This is a genomic window from Rhabdaerophilum sp. SD176, from assembly GCF_030143245.1.
Lineage (GTDB): Bacteria > Pseudomonadota > Alphaproteobacteria > Rhizobiales > Beijerinckiaceae > Rhabdaerophilum.
This window is the reverse complement of record NZ_JARJNS010000004.1, coordinates 101,362-114,739: the sequence shown is the minus strand read 5'-3', so window position 1 is coordinate 114,739 and position 13,378 is coordinate 101,362. Positions and strand designations below refer to the sequence as shown.

The 13,378-nt window shown below is 69.1% G+C and carries 13 protein-coding genes and 1 riboswitch; of the genes, 4 read left to right on the top strand and 9 right to left on the bottom strand.

Annotated features, from left to right (window positions below):
• Window positions 1-22: 22 nt before the first annotated feature.
• The 4 genes from P0652_RS10115 to P0652_RS10100 all read right to left on the bottom strand — a co-directional run bounded on the left by P0652_RS10115 (window position 23) and on the right by P0652_RS10100 (window position 4,376).
• Window positions 23-2,647 carry a caspase family protein gene (locus P0652_RS10115; RefSeq protein ID WP_284178697.1) on the bottom strand — a complete coding sequence of 875 codons (2,625 nt, stop codon included), beginning with the start codon at window positions 2,645-2,647 and terminating at the stop codon, window positions 23-25.
• 88 nt (window positions 2,648-2,735) lie between these two features.
• A complete protein-coding gene (locus P0652_RS10110) occupies window positions 2,736-3,233 on the bottom strand; it encodes a hypothetical protein (protein ID WP_284178696.1) in 498 nt (165 codons plus the stop codon).
• Window positions 3,203-3,814, bottom strand: coding sequence for a glutathione S-transferase family protein (locus P0652_RS10105; protein WP_284178695.1), 612 nt, complete (start codon window positions 3,812-3,814; stop codon window positions 3,203-3,205). The genes P0652_RS10110 and P0652_RS10105 overlap by 31 nt, the downstream gene beginning before the upstream one ends.
• 58 nt (window positions 3,815-3,872) lie before the next feature.
• Complete coding sequence (locus tag P0652_RS10100; RefSeq protein ID WP_284178694.1) at window positions 3,873-4,376, bottom strand: thermonuclease family protein; 504 nt, start codon at window positions 4,374-4,376, stop codon at window positions 3,873-3,875.
• 147 nt (window positions 4,377-4,523) lie between these two features.
• Here P0652_RS10100 and P0652_RS10095 point away from each other — a divergent pair, with 147 nt between their 5' ends.
• Window positions 4,524-6,077 (top strand): sensor histidine kinase, encoded by a 1,554-nt coding sequence (locus tag P0652_RS10095; protein ID WP_284178693.1) that lies wholly within the window; start codon window positions 4,524-4,526, stop codon window positions 6,075-6,077.
• Between the two features lie 5 nt (window positions 6,078-6,082).
• Here P0652_RS10095 and cobT read toward each other — a convergent pair whose 3' ends face one another.
• Window positions 6,083-7,102 (bottom strand): nicotinate-nucleotide--dimethylbenzimidazole phosphoribosyltransferase, encoded by a 1,020-nt coding sequence (gene cobT, locus P0652_RS10090; RefSeq protein WP_284178692.1) that lies wholly within the window; start codon window positions 7,100-7,102, stop codon window positions 6,083-6,085.
• 116 nt (window positions 7,103-7,218) lie between these two features.
• Between cobT and cobS the strand changes: the two genes are divergently transcribed.
• Window positions 7,219-8,028 (top strand): adenosylcobinamide-GDP ribazoletransferase, encoded by an 810-nt coding sequence (cobS, locus tag P0652_RS10085; protein ID WP_284178691.1) that lies wholly within the window; start codon window positions 7,219-7,221, stop codon window positions 8,026-8,028.
• Window positions 8,029-8,095: 67 nt separating this feature from the next.
• On the top strand, window positions 8,096-8,359 hold the full coding sequence (locus P0652_RS10080) for a hypothetical protein (protein WP_284178690.1): 264 nt from the start codon (window positions 8,096-8,098) through the stop codon (window positions 8,357-8,359).
• Window positions 8,360-8,376: 17 nt separating this feature from the next.
• On the opposite strand, the gene P0652_RS10075 is transcribed toward P0652_RS10080, so the two are convergent.
• From P0652_RS10075 to P0652_RS10060, 4 genes are read right to left on the bottom strand one after another with little or no spacing between them, the layout of a single operon-like run.
• Window positions 8,377-8,817 (bottom strand): PaaI family thioesterase, encoded by a 441-nt coding sequence (locus P0652_RS10075; protein ID WP_284178689.1) that lies wholly within the window; start codon window positions 8,815-8,817, stop codon window positions 8,377-8,379.
• Window positions 8,818-8,824: 7 nt separating this feature from the next.
• Entirely contained in the window at window positions 8,825-9,853 is a 1,029-nt protein-coding gene (gene dusA, locus P0652_RS10070) for a tRNA dihydrouridine(20/20a) synthase DusA (protein WP_284178688.1), read from the bottom strand.
• Between the two features lie 47 nt (window positions 9,854-9,900).
• Complete coding sequence (locus P0652_RS10065) at window positions 9,901-11,124, bottom strand: DUF1501 domain-containing protein (protein WP_284178687.1); 1,224 nt, start codon at window positions 11,122-11,124, stop codon at window positions 9,901-9,903.
• Window positions 11,125-11,139: 15 nt separating this feature from the next.
• The gene (locus tag P0652_RS10060; RefSeq protein WP_284178686.1) at window positions 11,140-12,594 is read right to left on the bottom strand and encodes a DUF1800 domain-containing protein; all 1,455 of its coding nucleotides are present in this window, start codon (window positions 12,592-12,594) and stop codon (window positions 11,140-11,142) included.
• Window positions 12,595-12,768: 174 nt separating this feature from the next.
• A riboswitch (TPP riboswitch) is annotated at window positions 12,769-12,880 on the top strand.
• Window positions 12,881-13,156: 276 nt separating this feature from the next.
• On the opposite strand from P0652_RS10060, the gene thiS reads away from it, so the two are divergent.
• Entirely contained in the window at window positions 13,157-13,378 is a 222-nt protein-coding gene (gene thiS / locus P0652_RS10055; protein WP_284178685.1) for a sulfur carrier protein ThiS, read from the top strand.

Genomic DNA, 13,378 nt, shown 5'->3' with positions numbered 1-13,378 from the left:
AGCAATGCTCCGGCCTTTTCCGTTATCGACAGGCGCCCCGGGCCCGGAGTTCCGGCGTGCATTCCCCAATCGCGCCGGGAGCCGGCGGTCGGGCAGCCGGTGCAGGCCTTGCCGCCGGAGGCGGTGTCGGCCGAGCTGCGGGCGGCGGCGCCGGCCGGGCTGCGGGCGGCGGTGCCGGCCGGGCTGCAGGCGGCGGCGGGGGCGCAGGCCGAGCAACCGGCGGGGGCGGAGGCGCCGGTCGCGCAACCGGCGGGGGTGGGGGAGCGACCGGGCGCGCCACCGGCGGAGGCGGCGGAACAGGCCGCGCCTGCGGCGGGGGCGGAGCAGCTGCGGGCGGGCGTGGCACCGGCCGGAATTGCGGTGGTGGCTCGCCCGGGCCCGGGCGCGGCGGAACGGGCCGGAATTGCGGCGGCGGATTCTGGGGTGGCGGAGCTCCGATCGGCCGCGGCGCCGAGGGCGGCGTCGGACGCGTCACGGCCGGCGGCGGAACCGCACCCGGCGGTGGCCCCGCAGGACGCGGAACCGCACCCGGTTGCGCGGGCGGCAGTGGTCCGGCAGGGCGCGGCGCGGGCGGGCGGGACGGCCGGATTGCCCCCGGCGGCGGGGTCGGGCCTCCGGCCGGCGGGCGTGTGCCCGGCGGCGGTGTGACCACAGGCGGTGTGACCACAGGCGGTGTGACCACAGGCGGTGTCACGCCCGGTGCGGTTGTTCCCGGCGGTGCCACCGGCGGCGGGGTCGGGCCGCCGGTCGGCGGGCGTGTAGCCGGCGGCGGCGTGCCCAGAGGCGGCGTTACACCCGGCGCGGTTGTTCCCGGCGGTACTGCCGGCGGCGGGGTCGGGCCTCCGGTCGGCGGGCGCGTGCCCGGCGGCGGCGTGCCGACAGGCGGCGTCACACCCGGCGCGGTTGTTCCCGGCGGTGCCACCGGCGGCGGGGTCGGGCCTCCGGTCGGCGGGCGTGTGCCCGGCGGCGGCGTGCCCAGAGGCGGCGTCACGCCCGGTGCGGTTGTTCCCGGCGGTGCCACCGGCGGCGGGGTCGGGCCGCCGGTCGGCGGGCGTGTGCCCGGCGGCGGCGTGCCGACAGGCGGTGTCACAGGCCCCTGCCCGATCGGGCGTGTCGGATTTCCGACGGGCAGGCCCACGGGCGGCGGAACGCCGATCGGGCGCGTGCCGGGGCGCGGCGGGGGCGGCAGCACGGTGCCCGGCGGCAGGACGGAAGGGCGCAACGGGCGCGGCGGCGGGGCCACAGCCGGGCGAACCTCGCGCGGGCGGCGCCATTCGCGGTTGGCCCAGATCGCAGCCCCGACAACGCCGGCGCCGACAATCGCGGCCCCGATGCCCACGGAAGGCAATGTGCGCGCCTGCGGGTTGGGCGGCGGCGGCGGCAATTCGATGATCTCGACCGGCGGCGGCGGCAGGAGATGCACTGCATAGCCGGAGGGCGGCGGCAGCACCTCCCAGCGCTCCTCGATCACCACGGTTTCGTAGACCTCGACCTCCTCGATATCCGGCGGGGGCAGGTCATCGTAGATGATCTCGTCGAATTGCGGCGGCGGCACGATCGGCGCCGAGAGGCGCGTCAGCCGGGCCTGCGCCTCGACCGCATGGGCACCGCGCGGATAGCGGCGGAGGTAGGACCAATAGGCCCGGTCGGTGTTGGTGCGGCGGGCACGCTGCCAGTAGAAGGCCTCACGCCGCGTGGCGACCATGGCCCGGACGCGCCGCGCCTGCACATGGCGCGGATAGGCGGCGAGGAATTCCTCATAGGCGGCGATGGTGTCGATCTCGACGGCGCGGGCATAGGCCTCGTCGCCGGGCAGTTCCCGGATCGGGCGGGCCCGCTTGGCCTCGAGCGCCGCCGTGGCAGCCGGCGCAGCCGTGCCGGGGAACAGCACGACGGGCTGGGTCAGCCCGTTGATATCCCACGGCGTTTCCGCACCCTGGCTGAGATCGTGCGTGCGGAGGCGGATACGCTCGAACATCGCGCCGAGATCGATGCCCGGCTCGCGCAGGACTTCAGCCAGGGCCATCGCATAATGCCCGTAATTGGTGGCCGGCAGCGGCGAGACGCGGTCCGGCGCTTGGTTATAGGCCACCAGCATGCCCTCGCGCCGTTCGCCGGCGGCGAAACCGCGCGCGCCATCGCCGGTCAGCTGGCCATAGGGATGGGTATAGGCGGCATCGAGAATGACGAACCGGCCGGCCGAGGGAATGGCGCCGATGGTGCGGATGAGATCGTTGATCCGGATCCCCTCGAGCGCGAGATCGGCCCGCTGGCGGAGGCGGGCATCGACGGGAATGAGCAGGTTCTCGCCATCATCCTGGAAGCCGATACCGGAAACATAGACCGCGATCAGCGCATCCGGGCCTGCCGCCTGAGCCTTCTCGGTGAAGTCCCGGAATGTCGCACGGAATTCGGTCTGGTTGAGGTTGGCGGATTCGGTCAGCTCGAATCCGGCCTGCAGCAGGCTCTGCGCGACCAGCCCGGCATCCTGCAGGGCAGTCGGATGCTTGACCTCGCCGTAATCGGCGAGGCCGATGACGAGGCCGAGCCGCTTGCCCTGCGCCATCGCGCCTGCGGGAAGCACGAAGAGGGCGATGGTCAGGATGATCCTGATCCAGCCGCGATCCCGGGGGGGACGATCATTCATCGCGATCTCCTTTTGCGGTGGCAGAGTCCCAGACGGCGCCTAAACCTGCGCTGAATGCAGCATGGCTAAAGAAAGGCAGGCCTTGCGGTCAGCGACCGATCCGCGCGAGCACCCGCAGCCGATCCGAAGGGCGCGCGGCCAGCAGGTCATCACAGGACCAGCGCCGCCCGCCATCGCCATGATCCTTGGGATTGCCCTTCTCGACCTTCGCCAGGGCGTTGAGCCGGCCGGTATCCGCCACTTTCAGGGCGAGATTGTCGCCATTCCGCTCGACCGTGAAGCAATAGGTCCGCCGGTCCTTGGCCGGACCATAATGGTAGCAGACCTTGTCGCCGTCGGTGTTCCAGCAGGCATCGACATTCAGCGTCAGCCCGTTATCGCCCAGAGCCCGGCCATCCGGCGCATGATATTCGCTGAACGGGCCGCCGGTCACATAATGCCCGGCCACGGTGTTGCCGGTGAAGAGATCGCGGATCTGGGCGCCGGTCAGCATTTCGGCCCGGGCCGGGAGAACCAGCACGAGCACCAGCGCCAGGGCAAGGAAGGGCCGCATCATCAGGCCTGAGCGGAGGGGCGCGCCGAACATTCGGCGTGCCAGCGGGCGAGATGGACCAGATCGGCCGGAACGGCGATGCGGGCAGGTTTGAGGAAATCGATCGTCACGAGTGCTGTGATATCCGCGATGGAGTAATGATCGCCCGCAAAGTAGCGATGACCGGCGAGGTGGTCATTGAGCAGGCGCAAGGTACCGAGCGCCCGGCCCCGGTTCACCTCGGCCCATTGCGCGATCTGCGGCACTTCATGGTTCGCCATGCCTGGGTGGCCGTGCCGGAAGGCAGCCTGTCCCTGGCTGTAGAGTTCCAGCTCGATCCGGCGGTTCCACATCTCGACGCGGGCACGCCCCAGCGCGCCGGTGCCGAAAAGCGGCGGCTCCGGCTGGATTTCCTCGAAATAGCGGCAGATTGCGACCGATTCGGTCAGGATCGTGCCATCATCGAGTTCGAGGACCGGCACACGCTGGAACGGATTGCGTTCGGTGAAATCGGCGGATTTGTGCTCCATTTTCCCAAGATCGACCGGTACGAGCGGCACGGAAATGCCCTTCTCGGCCAGAAATACCCGCACGCGCCGCGCATTCGGCACGCGACCGCCATCGAACAAGCGCATCGATCCCTCCCTCCCGGGCTTCAAACGGAAGGCACCGGACACGAGGATCGCGGCAGGGTCAAGGCCGGGGCGGCATTTCGGCGCGATGCCGGCGCCGCCAGTCCTCCGGGCGCTCGAACTCACCGGCCCAGACGCCGCGCCCATCGCCCCGGGCAAAGGCCTCCTCGCGCGGATAGGCACCGGTATCGACCGCGTGGCCGTTGCGGACGAGATCGGCCCCGACATCCTGCCCGGCCACCCGGCAGGCAACGAGAAGCCGGCCATAGCGGTCCGTTTCGTGACCGATACAGGTGACCGGCCCGCGCTGCAGCCAGCGACGCAGGGCGAAACTCGCCTCGCGGCCACAAGGCATGTCCTTGCCGGCAACGCGGCAGGTCTGCCGCGATTCAGGGGCGTCGAGACCCTTCAGGCGCATCTCGCGGCCGTTCACCACCAGCGAATCCCCGTCGATGACATGGGCCGTGCCGGTGACGCTCTCCTCCCGTACGCGGCCGACCAGAGCCAGCACCACGAGGGCAAGGGCGAGAAACGCGACAGCAGGAACGATACGGCGGGAAGGCATGCCTTTCTCTAGCTGATTCCCGCTCCGTGGGGCGGGCCGGATTGCCGCAAGCGATCGGGCCCGATCGGGCAAGTTCGAGTCACGCTGTCAGCCTTCGCTTAACCAATCGTCAGGCATATTCGGCCGCTGGAAACCAGATCCGAACCCATGACCGCGCATATCCCCACCGCTGCCGAGATCGAGCGGAAACAGGCGAATGCCGAACGCGCATCCCGCAACAAGCAGGGCATGCAGCGGGCGGTCAAGGACGTGCGCGAGAAAATCACCTCCGCATCCGGCCTCAGCCGCGCGTTCGAGCTCGAACTGGCCCGGGAATTCGCGCAGAACCATGTCAGCGCCAGCCTCGCGCTGATGCCCTATGCGCTGGTGATTGCCGGGACCACGCTTTCGTGGTCATCCCCCGCCAAGGGCATGCTCTGGCTCCTGCTGGTCCTCGGCGTCCTGCTCTACCAGACGATGCTGTGCCGGCGGTTCCTGGCGGCCAGCACCCCGGCCATGGACATCAAGCCCTGGATCAAGCGGCTGATCGTCGGCGAGATCGCTTTCGTGACCAGCTGGGCCTTGCTGCCGACCGTGGTCGGCATTCCGGATACCGATGTACTCCGGGTCTTCCTGCTGGTGGCCGTGCTGATGATCGGCGCGGTCAGCACCGTGCTCTCGCATACGCTGCCAACGGCTGTCTATGGCGCGGCGCTGCCGCTCGCCTCGGTCATCGTGCAGCTGGTGCTGGACAGCCAGCCGACCGAGCGCTGGATGATTGCCGGCCTGTGCCTCACGGCCTTGCTGCTCTTCGTGGGGCTCGCCAACCGCCTCTATGCCTCGACGCTGGACAATCTCCATGCCCGCGCGGAGAAGGACGAGCTCTTCACCGAAGTCGAGCAGGCGAATCTGCGCCTGCGCGAGGCGACACGGCAGGCGGAGGAGGCCAGCGCGGCCAAGTCGCGCTTTCTCGCCACGATGAGCCATGAGCTGCGCACGCCGCTCAACGCTATTCTCGGCTTTTCCGAGGTGATGAAGGATGAGCTGTTCGGGCCGCTGGGGAACGAGCAATACAAGAGCTACGTCAAGGATATCCACCAATCCGGCGAGCATCTGCTGCAACTGATCAACGAGGTGCTGGACCTTTCGCGCATCGAGGCCGGCAAGCACGAACTGGTCGAGGAGGCGATCGACCTGGTCGGCGTCGTGCAGGCCTGCTGCCGCATGCTGGAATTGCGGGCGACCGGGCGCGGACTGATGCTGAAAACCGCGTTCACCGAGGGGATGCCGCGCCTCTGGGCCGATGAGCGCGCCCTCCGCCAGATCACGCTCAACCTGCTCTCGAACGCGATCAAGTTCACGCCGCAGGGTGCCGAGATCCTCGTCAAGGTGGGCTGGACTGCCAGCGGCGGGCAATATCTTTCGGTGCGCGACAACGGCACCGGAATTCCGGAGGAGGAGATCGAGATCGTCCTCGCCACGTTCGGGCGGGGCTCGCAGGCGATCAAGAATGCCGATCAGGGCTCGGGCCTCGGCCTGCCGATCGTCAAGAGCCTTGTCGAACTCCATGGCGGCGCCTTCCGGCTCCGCTCGAAGCTGCGCGAGGGCACCGAGGCAACCGCGCTCTTCCCGCCCGACCGCGTGATGGCCGCCATGCCGGCCGTGCACGAAAGGCCGGGCCTGATCATCTCGCGTGTTGTGCGGGACGAACGGGCCGCCTGAGCGGTTCAGGCCCGGTCCGGCACCGCCGCTTCGGCGAAGGTTGCCATGCCGGTATGGCAGGCCAGAGCCACCTTGACGATTCCCGCTGCAAGCGCCGCGCCGGAGCCTTCTCCCAGCCGCAGGCCGAGATCAAGAATGGGTTCCAGCCCCAGCCTGTCGAGTACGGCGCGATGCGCGCCTTCCGCCGAGACATGGCCGGCGAGGCAATGGTCAATCGCATCGGGGCGCAGCGCATGCAGAATGGCGGCCGCAGCCGTCGCGACATAGCCGTCGAGGATCACCGGCACTTTCTCGACGCGGGCAGCAAGGATCGCCCCGGCCATGGCCGCGATCTCGCGGCCGCCGAGCCGGCGGAGGATCTCGAGCGGGTCGTCGAGATGGCCGGCATGGGTGGCGAGCGCGGCCTCGACGGCCGCGACCTTGCGGGCATGGCCGGCTTCGTCAACCCCTGTGCCACGTCCGACCCAGCCCGCGACCGGCCCGCCATAGAGCGCGGCATAGATGGCGGCGGAGGGTGTGGTGTTGCCGATGCCCATCTCGCCAAGGCAGAGCAGGTCTGTTCCGTTGGCGATCGCCTCCATGCCGAAACCGATCGTCGCGGCGCAGGCGGCCTCCTCCATCGCAGCGGTTTCGGTGATGTCGCCGGTCGGCAGGTCGATCGCGAGGTCGAAGACCTTCAGCCCGAGATCCTGCGCCTTGCAGATCTGGTTGATGGCGGCGATCCCGGCGGAGAAGCTGGCCAGCATCGCGCGGTTCACCTCGGAGGGATAGGCCGAGACGCCGCGTGCCGCGACACCATGCGATCCCGCGAAAATGGCAACGACCGGGCGGTTGACCGCCGGCCGCGCCTTGCCCTGCCAGGCCGCGATATGAGCGGAGATTGTTTCCAGCCGGCCGAGCGCACCGCGCGGCTTGATCAGCTCGTTCTCGCGGGTCATCACCGCAGCCCGGGCAGCTTCATCCGGGCCGGGCAGCGTCGCCACCAGCGCGCGGATATCGTCAAAAGGCAGGCCGGTGGCAGACATGGCGGGCTCGCTGGCTGGAATGTCGATGCGGGAAACCGGCCGAGTCAGGGCTGGCCGGACATGGATGCCGGGGCTATCATGGCGACGCTTCCTCTCGCAACCGCGAAAGACTGACCATGCCCGGCCTGAACGTCCTCGCGGGCGACCTGCTCAACGTGATGCGCTTTTATACCCGCCTGCCGCTGCCGGTCTTCCGGTTCGAGCGGGAAGCCCATGCCCTGCCCGATTTCCGGCGTGCGGCCTGGGCGATCCCCGTCACCGGCGCGGTGGTCGGCGCCTGCGGCGCGCTGGCGGGCGGCCTCGCCTACCTGGCCGGCCTCTCGCCCCTGATTGCCGCAGCCCTGGCCCTTGCCATGCAGGTGGCGATCACCGGGGCTTTCCACGAGGACGGCCTCGCCGATTCCTGCGACGGGCTGTTCGGCGGCGCCTCGCGGGAGCGGCGGCTCGAGATCATGAAGGACAGCCGGATCGGCACCTTCGGCGGGGCCGGCCTGTTCTTCGCCCTCCTGCTGCGGGTGCTGGCGCTGGCCGAGTTGTTCCGCCTGATGGGCCCGGCCGCCCTCGTCCTGCTGCCTGGCATCGCCGCCCTGTCCCGCGCGGTGGCGCTGATGCCTGTCCTGCTGCTGCCCCCGGCCGGCAGCCAGGGCCTTGCTGCCAGCGTGCCCCTGCCGGGCCTGCCCGCCTGGCTGCTGGCAACCGGCATTGGCGCCATCATCCATGCCGTTGCCTGCCTATGGCTCGACCTGCCCCTGGGCGGGCTGGTCTCGGGCGGGCTCGCGCTGATGCTGATGCCGGCGCTTGCGGCGCTCGCCCGTCGCAAGATCGGCGGGCATAATGGCGATATTCTCGGCGGCTGCCAGCAGGTGGCCGAGATCGCGCTGCTGCTGGCCCTTTCCTCTGCCGCCAACTGGCGCGGGCCGCTCTGACCGGGGTCTTGAAAAGCCGGCTCCGGCGGGCCACCCTTTCTGCAGTTGCTACCGGAAGGAGCCCCGCATGAATTCGCCTCGCATCGCCATTGCCCTGCTGGTCGGGCTCGCCATCGTGCTGGTCTTTGCCGTGCTCGGCGTGCCGAAACTTGGCGGCAGCGAGATCGCCGGGCTGGCGGCGGGAGGCCTGCTGCTGACCATGTGGGCCTCGTGGTTCATGGCCGAGATGCGCGGCAATATGGGCGAGACGATCCGCAACCTGCTGATCTGGGGCGGCATCGTGACGGTGGTGGCGATCGCCTACAGCTACAAGACGCAATTCGGGTTCTGAGGCCGGCAACGAGGCGATCAGGATTTCAGCCCGGTCTCGCCGTCGATCACCATCATGGTGGCGAGCATCACCGCCACCTGCTTGCGGTTCTCGCCCTGGATGGCCCAGGCCTCGCCCTGCACGACATGGACGCGCCGGCCAGCGCGGAGCACGGTGCCAATCGCCTCGAAATGCGTGCCGAGCGCCGGGGCGAGCAGGTTGATCTTGAATTCGCTCGTCAGCACGGCCTTGTCCTCGGGCATCAGCGTCAGCGCGGCATAGCCGCAGGCGCTGTCGACAATCGTGGCGATCGATCCGGCATGGGCGAAACCATGCTGCTGCGAGATGGCCGGGGAGAACGGCATGCGGATCATCACGTTGCCAGGTGTGACGCGGTCCAGCGTCGCGCCGAGCGTTGTCATCAAGCCCTGCTTGCCGAAGCTCGCTGCGATGCGCTGGAACAGGAGGTCTTCGCTCATGCTGCCCTCACGCTGCTTCACGCCGGGGCTGCCGGATCAGGGCAAGGGCCTCAACGAGGATTCCGGCCCCGGCGCCGGGCTTCACCGCCTCGGTCGAAAGGTGCCGGCGGAAGGCGCGCGCGCCGGGCTGGCTCTGGAACAGGCCGAGCACATGCCGTGTCACGGCATGGGGCGAGGTTCCGGCGGCGACCACCGATTCGAGATAGGGGATCAGCGCCTCGAGCGCCTCGGCCGGCGCGGAAACAGGCGCAGCCTCGCCGAAAAGCAGCGGGTCGACGCCGAGCAGGAGCGACGGGTTCTGGTAGGCCGCGCGGCCGAGCATCACGCCATCGAGGCCGGGTCCCTCATCCGAGGCGGCGAGCAGGGCCTGCGCAAGATCGAGGCTGGCAATACCGCCATTGATCGCGATCGGCACAGAGGGGAATTCGGCCTTGAGCCGGCGGACAATGGCATAGTCGAGCGGAGGAATGTCGCGGTTCTCGCGCGGGGAGAGCCCCTTCAACCAGGCCTTGCGGGCATGGACGATGAGCGCATCGGCCCCGGCCGCAACGACCTGCCGGGCGAGCGCGAAGAGCGCCTCCTCCGGGTCCTGGTCATCCACGCCGATCCGGCATTTCACGGTGACCGGAACCGCGACAGCCGCCTTCATCGCGGCGACGCCTTCGGCTACGAGGGCCGGCTCGCGCATCAGGCAGGCGCCGAAGCGGCCGTTCTGCACTCTGTCCGACGGGCAGCCGCAATTGAGGTTGATCTCGTCATAGCCGAATTCAACGCCGATCCGCGCCGAGGCCGCGAGATCCGCCGGTTCCGAACCGCCGAGCTGGAGCGCGACCGGATGCTCCATGGCCGAGAAGCCGAGCAGACGCTGGCGATCGCCATGCAGCACGGCGCCGGTCGTCACCATCTCTGTGTAGAGCAGCGCGCGACGCGACAACAGGCGATGGAAGACGCGGCAATGCCGGTCGGTCCAGTCCATCATCGGGGCAACGCTGAAGCGCCAGGGTGAAGCAGGGATATCCATCGGGAGGCTCGTCATTTTCGCGGGCATCCATATCCGAACTGCCGCGAAAAAACGACCCCTGCCTAGACCACGAGATCCGGTAGTGGCTTCACGAGGCCGGAACCGGGGAAGATCGTCTCGCCCAGCACCGCCGGCGACAGGCCAAGATGGCCGGCCAGAACGCCCTTCATCACCGCGCGGAGATCGGTGGTCGCCCTGAGGTCGCGGCCTTCATGGAGGTGCGGACCCTTGAGGCCGGGCCAGTCGGCGAGAATGCGCCCACCGCGCACCGCCCCGCCGACAAGGAAAGCCACGGTCGCCGTACCATGGTCGGAGCCTTCGGTACCGTTGATCCGGGCGGTGCGGCCGAATTCGGTGATGACAAGGATGGCCGTTTCCTTCCAGGCCTCCCCAAATTCACGCTCGACAGCAGCAAAGGCGCCGTCAAGCCCGCCGAGCAGGTCAGCCAGCCGGCCGCGCACCCCGCCCTGATTGGCATGGGTATCCCAGCCATCGAAGGAGAGCACGGCGACGCGCGGCCCCTCCTCTTTCATCATCAGCCGGGCGGCTCCGGTGGCGGCGCGTGCCATCATGGCGGGATTCCCGCCGCCGGGGGCCATGGCTGCACCGCCGCGGGCAAGATCATCGGCGGTCAGCCCGGCCTTCAGGGCGCGGGCGAGAGCCGGATCGCGATGGGTGTAGAGATCGAGCACCCGTCGGGCGAGATCGTCATTGGTCTCGGCAAGGCGCTGCGGCGCCCAGCCCATGACGGGCGCGCTCCCGCGAAGCACCAGCGGCGTCGAGATGCCGACGCCGAGCGCACCGAGTTGCGGCAGCCGCTCGCCCTTGGGCAAAGCCAGCAAAGCGCGGTTGAGCCAGCCGGTCTCGACCTTGCCGACACCGGGCAGACCGGTTTCCAGCACGTCCTGCCCGTCGAAATGCGAGCGCTCGCGATAGGGTGTTGCGGCGGCATGGATGACGAGGCCTTTCTTTTCGGCATAGAGCCGCGCGAAAGTCTTCATCGAGGGGTGCAGCACGAAGAAGCCATCGAGCGGCAGGCCGGCGCTCTCGCCCTCGCGGGTCAGGGCCATGCCCTCGCGCAGGGCGGCGTAATCGGGGTCGGCAACCGGCGCGACGGCGGACAGCCCGTCCATCGCGCCGCGCAGGATGATGGTCAGGAATCGCGGATCGCGCCTGCCCGCCGCCGAGGCGATTTTCGGCATATGCGCCCAGGCGAAGAAGGACAGCCCGGCCCCGAGAAGGCCCCGGCGGGAGAGCGGCATGGCTTCGCAATATCGAGCATCCATCGGGAAGCCTCCTCGTCAGCGGCGCTGGAATTCAGGTGCCATGAGCAGCAAAGCGAGGCCCTGCGGCCGGGTCTCGGCCCGGGCAATGGCCTGCCGCGTCTCCGTGGACAGCGCCTCGCCGAAAAGAGCCTCGGCGAGGTCGCGCGGGTCGATCCGCCCGCCCAGCGGCCGGGCAAATTGCAGGGCGAATTCGAGCCGCGTCTTGATCGCCTTCGGCGCGACGAGCGAGGCCTCGTCATCCGGAAAGCCATTCGGCCCGGGCGGGTTCCAGAGCGGCTGGCCCATCAGGTTCAGCGCATTGGCGAGGGCCGGAATCCGGTCCGCCGGCGCTCCGGTGGCGCGCAGGCTGGCGAGTAGGAATTCATACGGTGTGCGGATCTTCGCTGGCGATGGCTGGAGGCTCGCGGGATGCGTCACCAGCACCCGCGCCAAAGCCGCGAGATCGCCGTCGGTCTTGCGGAACTCCGCTTCGAGTGCAGCAACAAGGGCCGGCGGCGGGCTGTCCGCCACGAAATGCCGGGCGATCTTCGTCGCGAGGAAACGGGCGGTGGAGGGGTGACGCGCCAGGTCGCGCAGGATGGCGAGGCCCTTTTCCTTGCCCTCCTGGCCGTAGCTGCGGCCAAGGACCTGCTGCGGGCCCGGCTCGTGGCGGTTGGGCGCGAAAACGAAGGCACCATAGCCGTCGATATTCTCCTCGAAGCCGGTGATCGACCAGCCGGTCAGGGCGCGGGCAAAGGCGGTGACATCGGCCTGATTGTAGCCGCCACCGACGCCAAGCGTGTGAAGCTCCAGAATCTCCCGCGCGAGATTCTCGTTGAGCCCCCGCCGCCGGCGCTGCCCGGCGGGCGAGTTCGGCCCGATCGACTGGCGCTGATCAAGGTAATGCAGCATCGCCGGATGCGTCTCGACTGCCACAAGCAGATCGGCGAACCGGCCGAAGACATGCGGGCGGATGGCCTCGCGCTCGTAGGGGCCGGCGATGCCCTGCATGATTTGCCCGCGGCGCAGGGCGATGCAGAAATGGTTCGACCAGAACAGTACCCAGCGCTCGGCGAAGCCAGCGGGCGCAGCGAGGCCATGGTCGATCCGGGCCTTGACGTCGATATGGAGAATATCCCGCAGGCGGATGGCTTCGGGATCGGGCATGGCGGCTGGCGGATTGGCAGGCATACCTGCAGAAGCCATCGCGCCCGGGGCCACCTCCCCCATGGCGGGTGCGGACGGGGCCTGCTGCGCCACTTGCCGGCGGGCCGCGCGCTCCATCCGGCGCCTGTCCTCGATCTGCGTGACGATCTGGATGCCGCGTGCCGTCGTCGGCAGGCCCTCGCCCTGGATCAGGGCGCGTTCAGCGCGGATCTCGTCCAGCAGGGCGGCGCGGATATCCGGGCCAAGCCTGTCGCGGCTCGCCGGCCCGGCACCAAGGCCGAAACGCTGGATGCCGATCTGGAACGGCCTTTCCGGACGCGCCATCGCCTTGCCCTTCCATGAGAAACCGCAAATGCGGCGCCGCTACTTTAGCAGGCTCTCATGAAATCTGTTGCGGAAGCATGACCAAAACATGACCGATGATTCATCGAGGCTGCGGATTCCGGTGCCGGAGTTCGCTCAATCCGGTTGACCGCGCGGACGGCTTGTCCTACATCTGTCCTATCCGGGGAGTGCCCGCCGCAGCGGGCCGAGATCGGGCTCTGTCGCCCGGAATCCTTTGAACCTGATCCGGATCATGCCGGCGGAGGAACAGGATGAACCATGACCTGACTGATCCCGATTGCCTAAACCTCTTCCCTGTTTTCATTCCTGTTTTTCAATCTGAACCCGGCGGCAGCCGGCCCGCCGCCAGCCTGGGCCCTCCGGATTTCCAGCCACCGGGCCCCGTGCCTTGAGCCACGCGCTTCCCCCAGGCGCCTTATCCTGGAGGCGCTGACCCGAATCTGCGCCCGTCCGGATCCGAACCCGATCTGTTCGGATCCCGGGGTGCGCCCCTCCCCCAGCCCCATGCCCGGCCTGCCGGGTGCAGCCCAAGGGAAAGTCCATGCAGATCTACATCAATGGCCGCCCCTGCCGGCCAGCCGGAGAAACCCTCGCCGAGATTGTCGAGCATTTCCTGATCGACAGGGGCGATCTTGACCCGCGCTCCCGGATGACCATCGGCACGGCCCATAACGGTGTCTTCGTGCCGCGGGAGCAGCGCCGCCGGTGCCGGGTCGCTCCCGGTGACAGGATCGAGATCCTCGCACCGATGCAGGGAGGCTGA